The organism is Mizugakiibacter sp., assembly GCF_039680435.1.
Classification (GTDB): domain Bacteria; phylum Pseudomonadota; class Gammaproteobacteria; order Xanthomonadales; family Rhodanobacteraceae; genus Mizugakiibacter.
The window spans coordinates 1-18,529 of record NZ_JBDKSX010000141.1; the positions used below are offsets into that span (position 1 = coordinate 1).

At 72.7% G+C, this 18,529-nt stretch carries 20 protein-coding genes and 1 tRNA gene; 17 read left to right on the plus strand and 4 right to left on the minus strand.

The window, feature by feature from the left end; genetic code table 11:
* From ABFC67_RS14855 to ABFC67_RS14865, 3 genes are all read right to left on the minus strand, one after another.
* Nucleotides 1-685: AAA family ATPase (locus tag ABFC67_RS14855; RefSeq protein ID WP_346738812.1), on the minus strand; the 685-nt coding region annotated here is incomplete at its 3' end.
* Nucleotides 686-842: 157 nt separating this feature from the next.
* Nucleotides 843-1,433 carry a Maf family nucleotide pyrophosphatase gene (locus ABFC67_RS14860; protein ID WP_346738813.1) on the minus strand — a complete coding sequence of 197 codons (591 nt, stop codon included), beginning with the start codon at nucleotides 1,431-1,433 and terminating at the stop codon, nucleotides 843-845.
* On the minus strand, nucleotides 1,430-1,885 hold the full coding sequence (locus tag ABFC67_RS14865; RefSeq protein ID WP_346738814.1) for a hypothetical protein: 456 nt from the start codon (nucleotides 1,883-1,885) through the stop codon (nucleotides 1,430-1,432). Before ABFC67_RS14865 ends, ABFC67_RS14860 begins: the two co-directional genes overlap by 4 nt.
* Nucleotides 1,886-1,991: 106 nt before the next feature.
* On the opposite strand from ABFC67_RS14865, the gene ABFC67_RS14870 reads away from it, so the two are divergent.
* The 16 genes from ABFC67_RS14870 (at nucleotide 1,992) to ABFC67_RS14945 (ending at nucleotide 16,756) form a co-directional block, all read left to right on the plus strand.
* Nucleotides 1,992-2,504 carry a YceD family protein gene (locus tag ABFC67_RS14870; RefSeq protein ID WP_346738815.1) on the plus strand — a complete coding sequence of 171 codons (513 nt, stop codon included), beginning with the start codon at nucleotides 1,992-1,994 and terminating at the stop codon, nucleotides 2,502-2,504.
* 22 nt (nucleotides 2,505-2,526) lie between these two features.
* Nucleotides 2,527-2,721: a 50S ribosomal protein L32 gene (gene rpmF / locus ABFC67_RS14875; RefSeq protein ID WP_062534259.1), complete on the plus strand. Its 195-nt coding sequence runs from the start codon at nucleotides 2,527-2,529 to the stop codon at nucleotides 2,719-2,721.
* A gap of 128 nt (nucleotides 2,722-2,849) precedes the next feature.
* The gene (locus ABFC67_RS14880; protein ID WP_346738902.1) at nucleotides 2,850-3,821 is read left to right on the plus strand and encodes a beta-ketoacyl-ACP synthase III; all 972 of its coding nucleotides are present in this window, start codon (nucleotides 2,850-2,852) and stop codon (nucleotides 3,819-3,821) included.
* A gap of 115 nt (nucleotides 3,822-3,936) precedes the next feature.
* Nucleotides 3,937-4,911 (plus strand): ACP S-malonyltransferase, encoded by a 975-nt coding sequence (gene fabD, locus ABFC67_RS14885; RefSeq protein ID WP_346738816.1) that lies wholly within the window; start codon nucleotides 3,937-3,939, stop codon nucleotides 4,909-4,911.
* A gap of 102 nt (nucleotides 4,912-5,013) precedes the next feature.
* Nucleotides 5,014-5,757 carry a 3-oxoacyl-ACP reductase FabG gene (gene fabG / locus ABFC67_RS14890; protein WP_346738817.1) on the plus strand — a complete coding sequence of 248 codons (744 nt, stop codon included), beginning with the start codon at nucleotides 5,014-5,016 and terminating at the stop codon, nucleotides 5,755-5,757.
* Between the two features lie 258 nt (nucleotides 5,758-6,015).
* Nucleotides 6,016-6,255, plus strand: coding sequence for an acyl carrier protein (gene acpP / locus ABFC67_RS14895; protein WP_346738818.1), 240 nt, complete (start codon nucleotides 6,016-6,018; stop codon nucleotides 6,253-6,255).
* Nucleotides 6,256-6,409: 154 nt separating this feature from the next.
* Complete coding sequence (gene fabF / locus ABFC67_RS14900) at nucleotides 6,410-7,648, plus strand: beta-ketoacyl-ACP synthase II (protein ID WP_346738819.1); 1,239 nt, start codon at nucleotides 6,410-6,412, stop codon at nucleotides 7,646-7,648.
* Between the two features lie 16 nt (nucleotides 7,649-7,664).
* Nucleotides 7,665-9,116, plus strand: coding sequence for an aminodeoxychorismate synthase component I (locus ABFC67_RS14905; protein WP_346738820.1), 1,452 nt, complete (start codon nucleotides 7,665-7,667; stop codon nucleotides 9,114-9,116).
* The gene (gene pabC, locus ABFC67_RS14910) at nucleotides 9,113-9,940 is read left to right on the plus strand and encodes an aminodeoxychorismate lyase (RefSeq protein ID WP_346738821.1); all 828 of its coding nucleotides are present in this window, start codon (nucleotides 9,113-9,115) and stop codon (nucleotides 9,938-9,940) included. Before ABFC67_RS14905 ends, pabC begins: the two co-directional genes overlap by 4 nt.
* Nucleotides 9,937-10,977, plus strand: a complete 1,041-nt coding sequence (gene mltG, locus ABFC67_RS14915; protein WP_346738822.1) for an endolytic transglycosylase MltG — start codon at nucleotides 9,937-9,939, stop codon at nucleotides 10,975-10,977. The genes pabC and mltG overlap by 4 nt, the downstream gene beginning before the upstream one ends.
* Nucleotides 10,974-11,606: a dTMP kinase gene (gene tmk, locus ABFC67_RS14920; RefSeq protein ID WP_346738823.1), complete on the plus strand. Its 633-nt coding sequence runs from the start codon at nucleotides 10,974-10,976 to the stop codon at nucleotides 11,604-11,606. The genes mltG and tmk overlap by 4 nt, the downstream gene beginning before the upstream one ends.
* Nucleotides 11,603-12,544, plus strand: coding sequence for a DNA polymerase III subunit delta' (holB, locus tag ABFC67_RS14925; protein ID WP_346738824.1), 942 nt, complete (start codon nucleotides 11,603-11,605; stop codon nucleotides 12,542-12,544). Before tmk ends, holB begins: the two co-directional genes overlap by 4 nt.
* A gap of 77 nt (nucleotides 12,545-12,621) precedes the next feature.
* Nucleotides 12,622-13,218 (plus strand): glycosyltransferase family 39 protein, encoded by a 597-nt coding sequence (locus tag ABFC67_RS14930; RefSeq protein WP_346738825.1) that lies wholly within the window; start codon nucleotides 12,622-12,624, stop codon nucleotides 13,216-13,218.
* Nucleotides 13,219-14,260: 1,042 nt separating this feature from the next.
* Nucleotides 14,261-15,217 carry a PIG-L family deacetylase gene (locus ABFC67_RS14935; RefSeq protein WP_346738826.1) on the plus strand — a complete coding sequence of 319 codons (957 nt, stop codon included), beginning with the start codon at nucleotides 14,261-14,263 and terminating at the stop codon, nucleotides 15,215-15,217.
* A gap of 204 nt (nucleotides 15,218-15,421) precedes the next feature.
* The gene (locus tag ABFC67_RS14940; RefSeq protein WP_346738827.1) at nucleotides 15,422-15,787 is read left to right on the plus strand and encodes a PilZ domain-containing protein; all 366 of its coding nucleotides are present in this window, start codon (nucleotides 15,422-15,424) and stop codon (nucleotides 15,785-15,787) included.
* A 48-nt stretch (nucleotides 15,788-15,835) separates the two neighbouring features.
* Nucleotides 15,836-16,756 carry a ketopantoate reductase family protein gene (locus tag ABFC67_RS14945; protein ID WP_346738903.1) on the plus strand — a complete coding sequence of 307 codons (921 nt, stop codon included), beginning with the start codon at nucleotides 15,836-15,838 and terminating at the stop codon, nucleotides 16,754-16,756.
* 58 nt (nucleotides 16,757-16,814) lie between these two features.
* On the opposite strand, the gene ABFC67_RS14950 is transcribed toward ABFC67_RS14945, so the two are convergent.
* Nucleotides 16,815-16,891 (minus strand) — tRNA-Pro (locus tag ABFC67_RS14950).
* A gap of 150 nt (nucleotides 16,892-17,041) precedes the next feature.
* Here ABFC67_RS14950 and hisS point away from each other — a divergent pair.
* Nucleotides 17,042-18,415 (plus strand): histidine--tRNA ligase, encoded by a 1,374-nt coding sequence (hisS, locus tag ABFC67_RS14955; RefSeq protein WP_346738828.1) that lies wholly within the window; start codon nucleotides 17,042-17,044, stop codon nucleotides 18,413-18,415.
* Nucleotides 18,416-18,529: the final 114 nt, after the last annotated feature.

Consider the following 18,529-nt stretch of genomic DNA (forward strand, 5'->3'; position numbering starts at 1 on the left):
GGGGGGGGCGGCCCCCCCCCCCCCGCGACTGCTGGCGCAGCGCCTCGGCGTCGGCCGCGGCGAGGCACGGTTTCAGGCGCACGATCAGGTCGCGGCGGTCGTCGCCGGTCAGCAGCGCGCGCTCGGCCTCGGCGCCGGGATAGTCCAGCGACAGCCGCAGCATGAAGCGGTCGAGCTGCGAGTCCGGCAGCGGGAAGGTGCCGGCGAGGTCGAGCGGGTTCTGCGTCGCCACGACGAAGAACGGCTGCGGCAGCGGATGCGTCTGGCCGTCCACCGTCACCTGGTATTCCGCCATCGCTTCCAGCAGCGCGCTCTGCGTCTTCGGCGTGGCGCGGTTGATCTCGTCGGCCAGCAGCAGCTGCGCGAAGATCGGGCCGGGGTGGAAGCGGAAGCTGCCGGCCTCGCGCTCGAACACGCTGACGCCGATGATGTCGGAGGGCAGCAGGTCGCTGGTGAACTGGATGCGCTGGAAGCTGAGGTCGAAGGTGGCCGCGAGCGCGTGCGCCAGCGTGGTCTTGCCGACGCCGGGCACGTCCTCCAGCAGCAGGTGGCCGCCGGCGACCAGGCAGGCGAACGCCAGCTTCACCTGGCGCTGCTTGCCGAGCAGGATGCCGTTGACCTGCGCCAATGCGGCGTCGAGGCGTTGGCGCAGCGCGTCGTCGTGCGCGCGGACGGGGTCGGCCATGAGGTGCGAGGTCTCGAAGGGGCGATGCGGCGAGCGTACCGCAGCCGCGGCGAAGACGGCGTGCGCCGCATCGCCATGCCGCAGGAGCGGCCGGGAACGCGACCGAAACGCCGCGGGTCGCGGCCAGGCCGTTCCTGCAAGCGAAGCCTGGCAGGGATCAGGGCAGCGCGAGGCCGGCCTTGCGCAGGATGCGGCACAGCGCGATCAGCGGCAGGCCGATCAGCGCGGTGGGGTCCTCGCTGTCGATGCGCTCGAACAGGGCGATGCCGAGGCCCTCGCACTTGAAGCTGCCGGCGGCATCCAGCGGCTGCTCGCGGGCCACGTAGCGGGCGATCTCGTCGGCGCCCAGCGCGCGGAAGCGCACGCGGGTGAGGTCGAGCGCCGCGTGCTCGCGAGCCTGCGCGCCGCGCGTGTCGATCACGCACAGCGCGGTGTGGAAGCGCACCTCGCGGCCGGCGCAGGCGGCGAGCTGCGCGCGCGCGTTGGCCTCGCTGCCGGGCTTGCCGAGCGCGGCGCCGTCCAGCTCCGCGACCTGGTCGGAACCGATCACCAGCGCGTCCGCGCAGCGCGCCGCCACCGCGCGCGCCTTGGCGGCGGCGAGCCGTGCCGCGCAGGCCTGCGGCGCCTCGCCGGGCTGGGCGGCCTCCTCGACCCCGGGCGCCCGTTGTTCGAAATCCGGCAGCACGCGCCGCAGCAGTCCGGCGCGATAGCGCGAGGTCGAGGCCAGCACGATTTCCGGCGCGCTCACGCCGTCGGTTCCTGGCCGAGGTGTTCGCGCATGGCGTCGTCCAGCTCGTGCTGCGCGGTGCCGAGCACGATGAGCTGCTTCTGCAACTGCGCGCGCGCCTGCGCCAGCGCGGCGACGGCGCGGTTCAGCTCGGCCTGGCTGGCGGCGGGGGCGCGGTCGCGGATCCACAGGCGGTGCGCCAGCAGCTCGCGCAGCGCGGCATCGACCGCGGCGTGCGCGTCGGCGCGCTGCGGGGCGGGCAGGCTGGGCATCACGGTGACGCTGGCGTGGGCGCGGTCCAGGCGGGTGCGGCACTCCTTCAGGTCCTGCTCCATCCGGTCGGCGTCGTCGAGCAGACGGCGCAGCGCCTGCTCGCGCCGGCTTGCGCGGCGGCTGCGCAGCACGGCGATCGCCGCGATCAGCGCGGCGACCATGGCCAAGCCCAGGCCGGCCAGGGTGATATCGAACTTCACGTCGCTGGATCCCCTTGCAATGCGAACAGTCTGCCGGACCGTACGGCCCGGGTAAACCCGCACCGCGGTTGACTTTGCGCTATGCAGCACCTACCATCGCCCGGCTATGTCCGCGCCCCTGCCAGAGACCGTGGACGCTTGGCGCATGGTCACGGCGCGGCGTACGTTCCACGGAGCGCTTCCGCTCGCCGACCTCAAGCGCCTGGCGCCCAGCCTCGCCGGCGCCGAAGGCTCGGTGGCCTACGATCTGGAGTTCGGGACGGACAAGCTCGGCGTGCCCTTTCTCGCCGTGCGTGTCGATGCGGTCTTGCCGCTCACCTGCCAGCGTACGCTCGAGACCTTCGAGCAGCCTGTGCGGATCGACATGCGCCTGGGACTGTTGGCCGACGAGCGCGACGAGGCGGCGTTGCCGCCGGGTTACGAGCCGCTGCTGGTCGGCCACGAGGCGATGAGCCTCGCCGCGGTGATCGAGGACGAACTGATCCTCGCTTTGCCGCTGGTGCCGACCAAGCCGGGCACGGAGGGGCCGCACGACGCGTGGAGCACCGCGCCGGCGGCAGAACAGGAGCCGGCGCGGGAAAACCCGTTTGCCGCGCTGCAAGCATTGAAGAAAACCTGAAGCTTTCTGTTGGAGACACATCATGGCCGTCCAGAAATCCCGCAAGACGCCCTCGCGCCGCGGCATGCGCCGTTCGCACGACGCGCTGAAGGCGGTCCAGCTCGCCACCGATCCGACCAGCGGCGAGATCCATCGCCGCCATCACGTCACCAAGGACGGCTACTACCGCGGCCGCAAGGTGATCGACACCGCCGCCGCGGTGGTCGACGAGGACTGAGCGCGGCGCAGTAAGCTGCACGCGGCGAAGCGGCGCGTTCATCGCGCCGCTTCGCGTTTGGCGTCCCGGGCCGTACGCCCGCGGATGGGTCGGCCGCCCGGCGCGGCGCTGGACATGAGGGCTTCGCCCTGAAATACGCACGCATCATCGGCACCGGCAGCTACCTGCCCGAGCGCGTCGTCACCAACGCCGACCTCGAAAAGCTGGTCGAGACCAGCGACGAGTGGATCCGCTCGCGTACCGGCATTCGCGAGCGGCGCATGGCGGCCGACGGCGAGACCACCGGCGACCTGTCCTTCTATGCCGCCACGCACGCGCTGGACGCGGCCGGCGTCAAGGCATCCGAGCTCGACATGATCGTGCTCGGCACGACCACGCCGGACATCATCTTCCCCTCCACCGCCTGCCTGCTGCAGCACCGTCTCGGCGCCAACGGCTGCGCGGCGATGGACATCAACGCCGCCTGCTCCGGCTTCGTCTACGCCCTCGGCGTCGCCAACGCGTTCATCCGCAGCGGCCAGGCCAAGCGCGTGCTGGCGGTCGGCGCGGAAACGCTGACGCGCATGCTCGACTGGTCGGACCGTTCCACCTGCGTGCTGTTCGGCGACGGCGCCGGCGCGGTGGTGCTGGAAGCTTCCGACGAGCCCGGCATCCTGACCACCCGGCTGCACGCCGACGGCGGCTACAAGCACCTGCTGTACAACCCGGTCGGCGTGTCCGCCGGCTTCCAGCTGGACGAGAAGAACGCCGGCGTGCGCGTGCTGATGACCGGCAACGAGGTGTTCAAGGTGGCCGTGAAGACGCTCGACCGCATCGTCGGCGAGACGCTCGAAGCGGTCGGCATGCACGAGTCGCAGGTGGACTGGTTGATCCCGCACCAGGCCAACCTGCGCATCATCGAGGCCACCGCCAAGCGCCTCGGCCTGCCGATGGAGCGCGTGATCGTCACCGTCGACCGCCACGGCAACACCTCTTCCGGTTCGGTGCCGCTGGCGCTGGACGAGGCGGTGCGCTCGGGCAAGGTGCAGCGCGGCCAGACGCTGCTGCTGGAAGCGTTCGGCGGCGGCTTCACCTGGGCTTCGGCGCTGATCCGCTACTGAAATCGCGGAAACCGGGACTCGAGGCTCGCGGCTCGAGTTTCGGCGTGTTCGACGTCCTGCTTCGCTTCCGCTTCCGCTTCCGCCACATTCAATCGCACGAGATACGCACAGGCGCATGAACGCATCGAGCCGAGTCCCGAGCCCCGAGTCCCGAGTCCCGAACCTGGCCTTCGTCTTCCCCGGCCAGGGCTCGCAGTCGGTCGGCATGCTCGCCGAGCTGGCCGCGGCGCATCCCGAGGTGAGGCAGACCTTCGACGAGGCCTCGCAGGGGGCGGGCGTCGACCTGTGGGCGCTGTCGCAGCAGGGGCCGGAGGAGTCGCTCAACCGCACCGAGCACACCCAGCCCGCGCTGCTCGCCGCCGGCGTGGCGGTGTGGCGCGTGTGGCGCAAGCGCGGCGGCGCGCTGCCGGCGCGCCTCGCCGGCCACAGCCTCGGCGAGTACACCGCGCTGGTGTGCGCCGAGGCGCTGTCGCTGCACGACGCCGCCGGCCTGGTCGCCGAGCGCGGCCGGCTGATGCAGGCGGCGGTGCCGGCCGGCGTCGGCGCGATGGCGGCGATCCTCGGCGGCGACGACGCGCAGACCGCCAAGGTTTGCGAGGAGGTCGCGCAGGGCCAGGTGGTGGCGCCGGCCAACTACAATTCGCCGGGCCAACTGGTGATCGCCGGCCACGCGGAAGCGGTGGATCGCGCGCTGGCGCGCCTCGCCGAGCTGGGCGTCAAGAAGGCGGTCAAGCTGGCGGTGTCGGTGCCTTCGCACTGCGCGCTGATGCGCGGGGCGGCGGACGTGCTCGGCGCGCGCATGGCGGCGCTGGCGTGGTCCGCGCCGAAAATCCCGGTGATCCAGAACGCCGAGGCGAAGGCGTATGCGGCGCTCGACGACATCCGCGCCGCCTTGCAGCGCCAGCTCTACTTACCGGTGCGCTGGACCGAATGCGTGCAGGCGCTCGCCGCGGCCGGCGTCACGCGCGTCGCCGAGTGCGGTCCGGGCAAGGTGCTGACCGGGCTGATCAAGCGCATCGACAAGACGATCGAAGGGCGTGCGCTCGGTGCGCCTTCGGATCTCGACGCCGCGCTGGCGGCGTGGGTCTGACGTTCGCCGCCGCGATCCCGCCGTCGTGCCCGCTTGTGCAGGCGTGACGACCGGGCAAGTCTTTCCTGAGTCCCGAGTCCCGTTGCTGGAGGAACCCCACGCATGAGCAAGCCACTGCAGGGCGAAATCGCGCTGGTCACCGGCGCCAGCCGCGGCATCGGCGCGGCGATCGCCGACGAGCTGGCGGCGCAGGGCGCGACCGTGATCGGCACCGCCACCAGCGAAGCCGGCGCGGCCGCGATCGACGCGCGCCTCGCGCCGCACGGCGGCGCGGGCCGCGTGCTGAACGTCACCGACGGCGCCGCGGTCGAGGCGCTGATCGACGCCACCATCAAGGAGCGCGGCGGCCTGTCGATCCTGGTCAACAACGCCGGCATCACCCGCGACCAGTTGCTGATGCGCATGAAGGACGAGGACTGGAACGCAATCCTCGACACCAACCTCACCTCGGTCTACCGCACCTCGAAGGCGGTGCTGCGCACGATGATGAAGGCGCGCAAGGGCCGCATCGTCAACATCGCCTCGGTGGTCGGCGTCACCGGCAACCCGGGCCAGACCAACTACGCCGCGGCCAAGGCCGGCATCATCGCGTTCTCGAAGTCGCTGGCGCGCGAGATCGGCTCGCGCGGCATCACCGTCAACGTCGTGGCGCCGGGCTTCATCGACACCGACATGACGCGCGCGCTTGGCGAGGACCAGCGCAAGGCGCTGGAAGGGCAGATCGCGCTGGGTCGGCTCGGCGAGCCGGCCGACATCGCGCGCGCGGTGGCGTTCCTCGCCTCGCCGGCGGCGGCCTACATTACCGGCGAGACGCTGCACGTCAACGGCGGCATGTACATGCCTTGAGCGCCGGCGCGCAGGCTCCGGGAACGGCGCTGCGGACACACGGGGGGTAGCTTCCACGGCCCGTTCCCCGTTGCGCAGGGGATTCGCCTCCTCGACTCGAGGGGCGTGGGGGCAAGCAGTTCGGGGCGTCCTGCGGGCGCTCGTCACAACGTCATCGGGCGGCGGCACGACCGCGCCCGCGGCGCCCGCCCGGCCGGTGGCGGGCCCGCAGCTTCTCCACTACAATGCGCCGGCTTTTACCTGGGAGGTACCCGCACAATGAGCACCATCGAAGAGCGCGTCAAGAAGATCGTCGTCGAACAGCTTGGCGTGAAGGAAGACGAGGTGACCCCGAGCGCTTCGTTCGTGGACGACCTCGGCGCGGATTCGCTGGACACCGTCGAGCTGGTGATGGCGCTCGAAGAGGAGTTCGAGTGCGAGATCCCGGACGAAGAGGCCGAGAAGATCACCACCGTGCAGCAGGCGGTCGACTACATCAAGGCCCACGTCAAGGCCTGATGCGGCGCCCGCTCGCGCCCCGGCGGCGCGACGGAGGCGGTGCATGTGCCTGGAGCGGGACCCCGAAAGCTGCGCCGACCGGCGCAGCTTTCGTTTTGCGGGTCCGTAACCTGCGGCGGCGTATGGTCGCCGCGCGTCAAGACGGATACGAGTTATGAGCAAGCGACGCGTGGTAGTGACCGGTCTCGGCATCGTCTCGCCGGTCGGCAACGACGTGCCGACCGCATGGGCGAATATCACCGCCGGCAACAGCGGCATCGGCCCGATCACCAACTTCGACGCCAGCGCGTTCCCGACCCGCATCGCGGGCGAGGTGCGCAACTTCGATCCTGCGGCGTTCGTCGCGCCGAAGGACGTCAAGAAGATGGACACCTTCATCCACTACGGCGTCGCCGCTTCGCTGATGGCGATGCGCGATGCCGGGCTGGAGGTGCGCGAGGACAACGCCGAGCGCATCGGGGCGCTGATCGGCTCCGGCATCGGCGGCATCGCCGGCATCGAGAAGACCACGGTGGCCTGGCACGAGGGCGGCCCGCGCAAGATCTCGCCGTTCTACGTGCCGTCGACCATCATCAACATGGTGTCCGGCCAGATCTCGATCATGACCGGCATCAAGGGGCCGAACTTTTCCGCGGTGTCGGCCTGCGCCACCTCGAACCACAGCATCGGCATGGCGATGCGCCTGATCCAATACGGCGACGCCGACGCGATGGTCGCCGGCGGCGCCGAGTACGCCACCGTGCCGACCGCGATCGGCGGCTTCTGCAGCATGAAGGCGATGTCCACGCGCAACGACGACCCCACGCGCGCCAGCCGCCCGTGGGACCGCGACCGCGACGGCTTCGTGCTCGCCGACGGCGCCGGCATCCTGATGCTGGAGGAATACGAGTTCGCGAAGAAGCGCGGCGCGCGTATCTACTGCGAACTGGCCGGCGTCGGCGCCAGCAGCGACGCCTTCCACATGACCGCCCCCAGCGAGAACGGCGAAGGCCCGGCGCGCTGCATGGTGGCGGCGCTGCAGGACGCCGGCGTCAGCCCGCAGCAGGTCGAGTACGTCAATGCGCACGGCACCTCGACGCCGCTGGGCGACCTCGCCGAGACGCTGGCGCTGAAGCGCGTGCTGGGCGACCACGCCTACAAGGCGATGGTCAGCTCGACCAAGTCGATGACCGGCCACATGCTCGGCGCGGCCGGCGGCGCCGAGGCGGTCTTCACCATCCTCGCGCTGCACCACGGCGTGATTCCGCCGACCGTCAACCTGGACAACCCGAGCGAGGGCTGCGACCTCGACTACGTGCCGAACGCGGCGCGCGAGAAGCGCATCTCGGTGGCGGTCTCCAACGGTTTCGGCTTCGGCGGCACCAACGGCACGCTGGTGTTCCGTCGCATCTGACGCGGTGCGCGTGGGCGTGATCGCGCGCATCCTGCCCGGCCGGCGCGACCTGCTCGCGCCGGCCGCGGCGCAGCCGCGGCGCTATCCCTGCCTGCTGGAAAGCGCCGCCCGCGGCACCGTGCAGGCACGCTGCGACATCCTGTTCGCGTTCCCGCAGGCGGCGCTGCGCCTGGACGCCGACGGTCGCGTGCGCGACGACGAAGACCGCGTGCTCGGCACGCGCTTCCTCGAGGCGCTCGATCGGGCGTGGCGCGCCGAGCGCGACGGCTCCCCTCTCCCATCGGGAGAGGGATTGGGGGGGCGGATGGACGGGGACGCACTGCTGCGCCCGAACCCTCAGCCGGCCTTCGGCCACCCGCTCCCGGAGGGGGCGGGAAATACCGCGCTGCCGTTCACCGGCGGCTGGGTGCTTTACCTCGGCTACGAACTGGCCGGCGAAATCGAGCCGCGCCTGCGCCTGCCGGCGGCGCCGGAAGCCGGCGTGCCGACCGCGCTGGCGCTGCGCTGCCCGGCGGCGGCGATCGTCGATCATGCGCGCGACCGCACGGTGCTTGTCGCGGAGGCCGGGCATGCGGCGCTGCTCGACGCGATCGAGGCCGACCTGGCCGCGGCTTCCGCGCCCGTGCCGCCGACGCTGCCCGCTGCGGAGATCGAGGAGGACGAGCCGGCGCGCTTCCTCGACGGCGTCGCGCGCATCCACCGCTACCTGCGCGCCGGCGATACTTTCCAGGTCAACCTCTCGCGCGAATGGCGCGCGCGATTCGCCGCCGCGCCGGCGCCGGCGGCGCTGTACGCCGCGCTGCGCCGCGCCAACCCGGCGCCGTTCGCCGGCCTGCTGCAGTGGCGGGATTGGGCCGTCGTCAGCTCCTCGCCCGAACGCCTGGTCGAGGTGCGCGGCGACGTGGTGCAGACGCGGCCGATTGCCGGCACGCGGCCGCGCTTCGCCGGCGACGACGACGCGGCGCGCGTGCGCGAGCTGGTCGGCCATCCGAAGGAGCGCGCCGAGCACGTGATGCTGATCGACCTCGAGCGCAACGACCTCGGCCGCGTCTGCGCGCCCGGATCGGTGCGCGTCGACGAGCTGATGACGGTGGAGAGCTACGCGCACGTGCACCACATCGTCTCCAACGTGCGCGGCACGCTGCGCGCCGGCACCACGCCCGGCGATGTGATCGCGGCGACCTTTCCCGGCGGCACCATCACCGGCTGCCCGAAGGTGCGCTGCATGGAGATCATCGCGGAACTCGAAGGCGTCGGCCGCGGCCCGTATACCGGCGCGCTCGGCTACCTCGACCGCAATGGCGACCTGGATCTCAATATCCTGATCCGCACGCTGCTGCTGCGCGGCGACCGCGCGCGCCTGCGCGCCGGCGCCGGCATCGTCGCCGACTCCGACGCCGCGCGCGAGCTGGAGGAGACGCGCCACAAGGCGCGCGGCCCGCTGCGCGCGCTGGGGGCCGCGGGATGACGCCGCGCGTGCTGGTCGACGGCGCGGCGACGGATCGCGTGTCCGCGCTGGACCGCGGCCTGCTGTACGGCGACGGCCTGTTCGAGACCGTGCGGATCGTGCGCGGCCGCGCGCCGCTGTGGGCGCGGCACATGGCGCGCCTCGCGGCGGGCTGCGCCCGGCTCGGCCTGCCGATGCCGGCGGAGCCGACGCTGTGGTACGAGGCGGCCGACGTGACCGCGGGCATCGAGTGCGCCGTCGCGCGCATCAGCGTGACCCGCGGCGCCGGCGCGCGCGGCTACGCGCCGCCGCCGGTGTCGCAATCTGCGCGCATCGTGACCGGTTTCGCGGCGCCGGCGGTCCCCGCCGATTGGTACGCGCGCGGAATCCGGGTACGCTTCTGCGAGTTGCGCCTCGCCACGCAGCCGCGGCTGGCGGGCCTCAAGCACCTCAACCGCCTGGAGCAGGTGCTGGCGCGCGCCGAGTGGGACGACGCGGAGATCGCCGAAGGTCTGCTGCTGGATGCGGAGGGCCGGGTCGTGTGCGCCACTGCCGCGAACCTGTTCGTCGTGCGCAGTGGTCGGCTGGCGACGCCGGCACTGGATCGCTGCGGCGTGGCCGGCGTGGCGCGCGCGGAGGTGCTGGCGCGCCATGCGCAGGCCGAGGTGCGCGACATCGGCGTGGAGGAACTGATGCGGGCCGACGAGATTTTCCTCAGCTCCAGCGTGCGCGGCATCCTGCCGGTGCGCGCGCTGCCCGGCCGCGAACTCGCGCCCGGCGCATGGGCGCGCGCCCTGCAGGATGCGTGGCGCGCGCTGGGGCTGATCGACGCGGGCGCCGCATGACGCGCCGGCGCAGCGATCGTGGCGGCACGCTGAGCCGCCTGCTGGCGGCGCTGCTGCTGCTCGGCGCCTGCGGCGCCGGCGTCTGGCTGTGGGCCGACTGGTCGCGCTTCGCCGACGCGCCGCTGGCGGTCCGCGCGCAGGGGCAGACCGTCGAGGTCGCGCGCGGCATGAGCCTCAACGGGATCGTGCAGGCGCTGCGCGCGCAGCAGGTCAGCGCCGCGCCGGCGTGGTACTGGCGCGCGCTGGCCGCGCGCATGCGCGTGGCCGGGCGCCTGCACGCGGGCGAATACGCGCTCGATCCCGGCCTGACCCCGCGCGCGCTGCTGGAGCGCATGGCGGCCGGCCGCGTGCTGCAGCGCCGTTTCACCATCGTCGAGGGCTGGACGTTCCGGCAGATGCGCGACGAACTGCACCGCGCCGACAGACTGGCGATCGCGACCGCCGATCTCGACGCTGCCGGGATCATGCGCCGGCTCGGCTTCCCCGGCGAGGCGCCGGAAGGGCGCTTCCTGCCCGAGACCTACGCCTACGTGCTGGGCGACAGCGATCTCGACCTGCTGCAGCGCGCCCACGAGGCCATGGGCAAGTACCTCGCGACACAGTGGGCGCAGCGCGATCCCGCGGTGCCGCTGCAGACACCGTACCAGGCGCTGGTGCTGGCCTCGATCGTGGAGAAGGAAACCGGCCGCGGCGAGGAGCGCGCCGAAATCGCCGGCGTGTTCGAGCGCCGCCTGAAGCTCGGCATGCGCCTGCAGACCGACCCGACCGTGATCTACGGCCTCGGCAGCGCCTACGACGGCAACCTGCGCAAGCGTGATCTCGAAGCCGATACGCCGTTCAACACCTACACCCGCGCCGGCCTGCCGCCGACGCCGATCGCGCTGCCCGGCAAGGCGGCGATCGCCGCGGTGCTGCATCCGGCGCCGGGCGATGCGCTGTACTTCGTCGCGCGCGGCGACGGCACGCACCAGTTCTCGGCGACCATCGAGGAACACAACCGCGCAGTGGCGCGCTACCAGCTCGGAAGGAAAAAGTGAGCGGACGCTTCGTCACCCTGGAAGGCGGCGAGGGCGCCGGCAAGAGCACGCTGCTGGCCGGCCTGCGCGCGCACCTCGAAGCGCACGGCGTCGACCTGCTGCTGACGCGTGAGCCGGGCGGCACCGCGCTCGGCGAGGCGGTGCGCGCGCTGGTGCTCGATCCCGCGCTGCGCGACACCTGCGCCGAGAGCGAGCTGCTGCTGATGTTCGCCGCGCGCGCGCAACTGGTGCGCGCGGTGATCCGACCGGCGCTGGCGGCCGACCGCTGGGTGCTGTGCGACCGCTTCACCGACGCCAGCTACGCCTACCAGGGCGGCGGCCGCGGCCAGCCGGCGGAGCGCATCCGCGAGCTGGAACGCTGGGCCGCGGAGGACCTGCAGCCCGACCTGACCCTGCTGCTCGACCTGCCGGTGGCGGACGGGCGCGCGCGCGCCGCCGGACGCGGCGACGCCGATCGCATCGAGCGCGAGCAGGACGATTTCTTCGAGCGCGTGCGCGCGGCCTATCGCGTGCGCGCCGCAGAGTTCCCGCAGCGCTTCCGCGTGCTGGACGCCTCGCAGCCGCCCGAGCGCGTGCTGGCCGATGCGATCGCCGCGCTGGCGCCGCTGTTTGACGGGAGCATGCGATGACGGCGCCGGCGTGGCACGCCGAACCCTGGTCGATCCTGCGCCAGCGCGCCGAGCGCAACGCGCTGCCGCACGCGCTGTTGCTTGCAGGCCCGACCGGCTTGGGCAAGCGCGAATTCCTCGAACGCTTCGTGCGCGCGCGGCTGTGCCAGCAGCCGGTAGACGGCGAAGCCTGCGGACAGTGCCGCGCCTGCGCGCTGCTCGCCGCCGGCAGCCATCCCGACCGCGTCGCGGTCACGTTCGCCGAGCGCGCCGACGGCAAGGGCCTGCGCAGCGAGATCGTGGTCGACCAGATTCGCGCGCTGGGCCCGCGCCTGGCGATGGCCAGCCAGTTCGGCGGCTGGCAGGTCGCCAGCATCGATCCGGCCGACGCGCTCAACGCCGCCGCCGCCAACGCATTGCTGAAGACGCTGGAGGAGCCGACGCCGGCGACGCTGATCGTGCTGGTCGCCGACGCGCCGTGGCGCTTGCCGGCGACGATCCGCTCGCGCTGCCAGCGCGTCGACTTCCGCCTGCCGTCGCGCGAGGAGGCGCTGGCCTGGCTGCGCGCGCAGGGGCTCGCCGACGCCGCGGCCGCGCTGGATGCCGCCGGCGGCAACCCCGGCCTCGCGCTGGCCTTCGCCCGCGATGGCGCGCTGGCGCGACGCGACGAGGTGGCGCGCGACCTCGCCGCGCTGGCGCAGGGGCGTGCCGACGCGTTCGCGCTGGCCCGTTCCTGGGCAGACGACGCGCCGGTCGATCGCCTGTGGTTCGCCGCCGCGCTCGCCGCCGACGAGGCGCGCGCACAGGCGCAAGGCGCGCGCGGCCCGCTGGGGCTGGCCGCCGCCGACGGCGATGCGCTCGGCGCCTGGTTCGCGCACGCCAACCGCACGCGCGAGCTGCTGCGCGGTCCGCTGCGCGCCGAGCTGGCGCTGCTCGAACTGCTGGCGGCGTGGCGCTGATCCGCGGCTGATCCGCGCAAGCTGGCGGCAAGCGGGCGCCTGCATGCTGTGCGCCTTCCCAAGTCCCGCTGTTTTCCATGGCAACACCGCAACCCTGGACCGCAGGGCGCTCGGAACGCGGGCGCGGCGCGGCCGCATGCGCGCTGCTGGCGCTGATCGTCCTGCGCATACTCTATCTGCGCGGCTATCCGTTCAATTCCGACGAGCCGCAGCACCTGCACGTGGCGTGGGCGTGGACGCAGGGCCTGTTGCCGTACCGCGACGTGTTCGACAACCACGGGCCGCTGTTCGGGCTGCTGCACGCGCCGCTGCTGATGCTGGTCGGCGCGCGGCCCGACGCGCTGATGTGGATGCGGCTGCCGATGCTGGCCTGGTACCTGCTGGCGCTGGCCGCGACCTGGCGGTTGGCGCGCACGCTGTACGGCGACGGCGTGGCGCGCGCGGCGATGCCGCTGGTCGCGCTGTATCCGAGCTTCTTCCTGGTTGCCGGCCAGTTCCGCACCGACAACCTGTGGATGGCGCTGTGGCTGGCGGCGCTGGCGGTGCGGTGGCGCTGGCCGGACCGCCGCGTGCCCTGCGCAGCTTCGCCGCCGGCCTGCTGGCCGGCGCGGCGCTGGCGGTGTCGCAGAAGACCCTGCTGCTGCTCGGCTGCGCCGGCGTCGCCGCCGCGGTGACGTGGAGCGCGCGGCCGCGCATCGGGATGGTGGTGACGGCCGCCCGCCATGCGCTGGCGGCAATCGCGGGCCTGCTGGTGGTGCCGGCCGCATTCGCCGCGTGGTTCGCCGCGCACGGCGCGTGGGACGCCACGGTGTACTGCCTGGTCCGGCACAACATGCTGCCGGGCCTCGGCTACTGGCATCACGAGTCGTGGCGGTTGGCCGCGTTCCTGTCGCTCGCGTTCGCCGCTGCGGCGTTGGCGTGGCGGATGGCGCGCCGCCGCGAACGCGCCGCCGCGCGTCGCGCCGTGCTGTTCCTGCAGGCGATGCTGTACGCGCTGTCGATCTACACATGGTGGCCGCTGGTGACGCGCCAGGACATGCTGCCGGCGCTGCCGCCGCTGATCCTCGTGTTTACCGGCTACGTCGCCACGCGGTGGCGGCCGCTCGTGCCCGCGCAACCGACGATCCTGGTCGGCGTGCTCGCCGCGTCCGAACTGGCCCTGCTGCTGGCCGGCAGCCCGCCGTGGCGCAATCGTCTGGCCCAACACGAGCGCGAAGTCGCGACCGTGCTGCAGCTGACCCGGCCCGGCGAATTCGTGATGGATCCGAAGGGCGCCAGCATTTTCCGTCCGCGCCCGTACTACTACGTGCTGGAAACCATCACCGAACGCCGGCTCGCGCTGGGCCTGCTGCCCGACGCCATTGCCGATGACATGGTGCGCACGCGCACGATGGTCGCGATCGACTGCCGGCTGCCGCCGCGCAGCCGCGCGTTCGTCGAGCGCAACTATCTTCCGGTCGACGGCAACGTGCGCGTGGCCGGGCTGCGCCTGCCGCCTGCGACAGGCGCGCCGCGCCGCTTCACGCTCGAACTGCCCGGCACCTATGCCGCGGTCGACGCGAACGGCGTCGTGGCGGCGCGGGTCGACGGCGCGTCGCCGTCGCGGCGCTGGGCACTGGCCGCCGGAACGCATACCCTGACCACGCCGGCGCAGGGTGCGCTGGCCATCGTATGGGCGCCCGCGCTCGACCGTGGACTGCGATCGGAGACCGGTTGGTGGAGCAAGCCCTGAACGTCGACGACCTGCTGCGCCGGTCGGGTGCGCGCCTGCTGGTGGTGGCGCCGCATCCCGACGACGAGTCGCTTGCCGCCGGCGGCCTGATCCAGCGCGCGCGCGCGCTCGGTGCCGACGTGCGCGTGCTGCTGCTGACCGACGGCGACAACAATCCCTGGCCGCAGCGCTGGCTGGAACGACGCCTGTGCATCGATGCCGCGGCGCGGCGCCGCTGGGGCGAACGTCGCCGCGGCGAGGTGCGCGAGGCGCTGGCCGGGCTGGGCGTGCCGGCGCAGGCGCTGCTGGCGCTGGGTTGGGCCGATCTCGGCGTGACCGCGCGGCTGTGCACCGACTTCGCCGCGGCGCGCGACGCCTTCGCGGCTCGGCTGCGCGCGTGTGCGCCGACCATGATTGCCGCGCCGGCGCTGGACGACCGCCATCCCGACCACAGTGCGGCGCGCGTGCTGCTGGAACTGGCGCTCGCCGACGTCGCGCCGTACCCGCCGCTGCTGGGCTACCTGGTGCACGGCCGGCCCGCGCAGCGCGGCACGCCGGTGGTCATCGCGCTGGATGCGGCGATGCGCGAACGCAAGCGCGCGGCGGTGCTGGCCCACCGCACCCAGGTAGCGCTCAGCCGGGGACGCCTGCTGCGCTGCGTCGGCGATCGCGAGCTGTTCCGCTTCGACGGCCCGACGACGACCCCATGGCGCGACAGCCTGCTGCTGCCGTGGCGGCCGCCGGCGTGGCTGCACGCGCGCCTGGACCTGCTGCTGGCGCATCGCGGCGGGGCGCAGCGCGTGCCGTGGCGGTCGGCGCCGCTGTACCGGACCGACGCCGGCTTCCGCCTGGACGTGCCCGCGGCAGCGCGCGGGGGGCTGCTGTTCGTCAAACTGGAGGCGCGCTTCGATACCGCGTGGATCTTCGACCGCTGGGGCTGGTGGCGCGCGTCGGAGGAATGAGAAAGGAACGCGGGGCAAGCGAAGCCGCGGGGCGATCCCGGTCTCCCTGCGCCACGCATCCCGCGCCCCGTGCCTGGACGCTTGTCCACGGGACCTCCCGAGACCTTCGCCGCAGTGACCGGGTCGCTTGACCGCCCGCGCCGGCTTGGCCCAAGCTGCGCGATGCCCGGTGCCGACGCGGCACCGGCCGAGGGGAGAGTGCAGATGAGCGGACAGACGGGCACGGGCATGCCGCGCCAGGGCATCCTTCCGCTGGTGATCAAGGACAAGGGCGCCCTGTACAACGCCTATATGTCGTTCGTGAAGGGCGGCGGCCTGTTCGTGCCCACCGCCAAGCGCTACAGCCTCGGCGACGAGGTGTTCCTGCTGATCACGCTGATGGACGACAAGGACCGCCTCGGCGTCAGCGGCAAGGTGGTGTGGATCACGCCCGCCGGCGCGCAGGGCAACCGCACCGCCGGCATCGGCATCCAGTTCAGCGAGTCGGCCGACGGCGAAGCGGCACGCACCAAGATCGAATCGATCCTGGCCGGCATCCTCGGCTCCGAGCGCAGCACGCACACGATGTAGCGCAGCACGCACGGCGACTTTCCGCACATGGATTCCCCGCGACTTCCACTGCGCGTGCTGGTGCTCGGCGCCGGCGCGACCGGCGGCTGGTTCGGCGCCCGGCTGATCGAGGCCGGCGCCGACGTCGATTTCCTGGTGCGCCCCGCGCGCGCCGCCGCGCTGGCCGCGAACGGCCTGCGCATCGAGAGCGCGTCGCGCCCGTTCGCCGCGCCGGTGCGTGCGCTCGGCGCGGTGCCCGCCGATGCCCGCTACGACCTGGTGCTGCTGTCCTGCAAGGCCTACGACCTCGCCACGGCGATCGACGCGATCCGCCCCGCGGTGGGCGCGCACACGCGCGTGCTGCCGCTGCTGAACGGGCTGCGCCATCTGGACGCGCTGGACGCCGCGTTCGGCGCACCGCGCGTGCTTGGCGGGTTGTGCCATATCTCGGTGACCCTGACCGCCGACGGCGCGATCCGCCAGTTCGGCGCGCTGGAGCGCCTGACCTGGGGCGCGCGGCGCGCGGACGACCCGGCGCTGCCGGCGCTGCGCGCGACGCTGCAACGCCTGCCGGGCGACGTGCGCGAACCCGCCGACATCCTCGCCGCGATGTGGGAGAAGTTCGCCTTCATCGCCGCGCTGGGCGGCATCACCTGCCTGCTGCGCGCGCCGGTGGGCGTGATCGCGGCGAGCGGCGAGGGCGCCGCGCTGGCGCGCCGCCTGTACGCCGAGTGCGCGGAAGTCGCCGCGCGCGAGGGCCGTCCGATCGACGCCGCGGCGCGCGCCGAGGCCGAACGCATCCTGACCGCGCCCGGTTCGCCGCTGAAGGCCTCGATGCTGCGCGACCTCGAGCGCGGCGGCCGCACCGAGGGCGAGCACATCCTCGGCGACCTGCGCGCCCGTGCCCACCGCGCCGGCCTCGACACGCCGCTGCTGGCTGCGGCGCACGCGCACGTCGCGGCCTACGAACGCCAGCGCGCGGTGGATTGAGGGACCGGGCGCGCAAACGCGAACGCCCGGCGGGGCCGGGCGTTCGCGTGCGAAAAACTGGTCGGGGAGACAGGATTTGAACCTGCGACTTCTACGTCCCGAACGTAGCGCTCTACCAGGCTGAGCTACACCCCGACGGGAGCCGCGCATGATAGCGATGGCATCCCGGCTTGGCAACTTCCGCAGGCGCCGGTCCGGCCGCGCGCGGCTCGCCGCGGGCGGCCCGCGCGGCGGCATCTGCTAGGCTATGCGGCTTCCCGCCGTCCCGAACTTACCGAGGAAACCATGGCGCAGTCGAAGGCCCGCACCATGCCCGGCGTGCTCGAGCTGCTTCCGCTCGAGCAGGTCGCCTTCCAGGGCATGCTGGACACGATCCGGCGCAACTTCGAGCGCTACGGCTTCCTGCCGGTGGAGACGCCGGTGATGGAGTTCGCCGACATCCTGCTGACCAAGGAAGGCGGCGAGACCGAGCGCCAGGTCTACTTCGTGCAATCCACCGGCGACCTGGAAAAGGGCGGGAGGCCGGAGTTGGCGCTGCGCTTCGACCTGACCGTGCCGCTGGCGCGCTACGTGGCCGAGCACGAGCATGAACTGAGCTTCCCGTTCCGCCGCTACCAGATGCAGCGCGTCTACCGCGGCGAACGCCAGCAGCGCGGCCGCTTCCGCGAGTTCTACCAGTGCGACATCGACGTGATCGGCAAGGACGCGCTGTCGATCCGCTACGACGCCGAGCTGCCGGCGGTGATCCATAGCGTGTTCAGCGCGCTGGCGATCGGCCCGTTCGTGATCCAGATGAACAACCGCAAGCTGATGCGCGGCTGGTTCGAGGGCCTCGGCATCGCCGACGCGGAGCGGCAGACACTGGTGCTGCGCGAGGTGGACAAGCTGGACAAACGCGGCGCCGACGCCGTGCGCGCCACGCTGACCGGGCCGGAGTTCGGCCTGTCCGTCGCGACCGCCGACAGGATCATGGCGTTCGTCTCGATCCGCTCGACTTCGCTGGCCGACGCGCACGCGAAGCTGGATGCGCTCGGCGCCGGCAGCGCGACTTTCGAACAGGGCAGGACGGAACTGAAGGAAGTGCTGAACCTGGTCAAGGCGTTCGGCGTGCCGGAAACGCACTTCGCGCTGAACCTGTCGATTGCGCGCGGCCTCGACTACTACACCGGCACCGTCTACGAGACGCACCTGACCGAGCATCCGCAGATCGGCTCGATCTGCTCCGGCGGCCGCTACGAGAACCTCGCCGGCCACTACACGAAGTCGCACCTGCCCGGCGTCGGCATCTCGATCGGCGCCACGCGCCTGTTCTGGCAGCTGCGCGAGGCCGGCCTGCTCGGCCCTGCGGCCAGCACGGTGCAGGCGCTGGTGGCGCTGATGGAGGGCGTGCCGCTGCCGGCCTGCCTGGAACTGGCGGCGCAGTTGCGCGAGGCCGGCATCGCCACCGAGGTGGTGATGGAGCCGGGCAAGCTGTCCAAGCAGTTCAAGTATGCCGACCGTGCCGGCATCCGCTTCGTGCTGGTGCTGGGCCCGGACGAACTGGCCAAGGGCGTGGTCGCGGTCAAGGACATGCGCCGGCAGGAGCAGTTCGAGGTGCCGCGCGCCGATCTGGCCAAGACGCTGCGCGTCGAGCTGGAGCAGACGGCGGCGATGGGGTGAGCGCCATTCGCCGGTCGCGCGTGCGGCGGCGGATGGCCGATGGGATGAACACCGACGTCGAGGTGTCGACGGCCGCGCCGAGGCCGGCGCGCGCGACGGCGACGTCGATCCGAT

Excerpts from the sequence above, each read along its gene's own strand:
- ABFC67_RS14870 (WP_346738815.1), top strand. The coding sequence starts at position 1,992 with ATGTCCGCGCCCCTGCCAGAGACCGTGGACGCTTGGCGCATGGTCACG.
- rpmF (WP_062534259.1), top strand. The coding sequence starts at position 2,527 with ATGGCCGTCCAGAAATCCCGCAAGACGCCCTCGCGCCGCGGCATGCGC.
- fabD (WP_346738816.1), top strand. The coding sequence starts at position 3,937 with ATGAACGCATCGAGCCGAGTCCCGAGCCCCGAGTCCCGAGTCCCGAAC.
- fabG (WP_346738817.1), top strand. The coding sequence starts at position 5,014 with ATGAGCAAGCCACTGCAGGGCGAAATCGCGCTGGTCACCGGCGCCAGC.
- acpP (WP_346738818.1), top strand. The coding sequence starts at position 6,016 with ATGAGCACCATCGAAGAGCGCGTCAAGAAGATCGTCGTCGAACAGCTT.
- fabF (WP_346738819.1), top strand. The coding sequence starts at position 6,410 with ATGAGCAAGCGACGCGTGGTAGTGACCGGTCTCGGCATCGTCTCGCCG.
- pabC (WP_346738821.1), top strand. The coding sequence starts at position 9,113 with ATGACGCCGCGCGTGCTGGTCGACGGCGCGGCGACGGATCGCGTGTCC.
- mltG (WP_346738822.1), top strand. The coding sequence starts at position 9,937 with ATGACGCGCCGGCGCAGCGATCGTGGCGGCACGCTGAGCCGCCTGCTG.
- holB (WP_346738824.1), top strand. The coding sequence starts at position 11,603 with ATGACGGCGCCGGCGTGGCACGCCGAACCCTGGTCGATCCTGCGCCAG.
- ABFC67_RS14930 (WP_346738825.1), top strand. The coding sequence starts at position 12,622 with ATGGCAACACCGCAACCCTGGACCGCAGGGCGCTCGGAACGCGGGCGC.
- ABFC67_RS14940 (WP_346738827.1), top strand. The coding sequence starts at position 15,422 with ATGAGCGGACAGACGGGCACGGGCATGCCGCGCCAGGGCATCCTTCCG.
- hisS (WP_346738828.1), top strand. The coding sequence starts at position 17,042 with ATGGCGCAGTCGAAGGCCCGCACCATGCCCGGCGTGCTCGAGCTGCTT.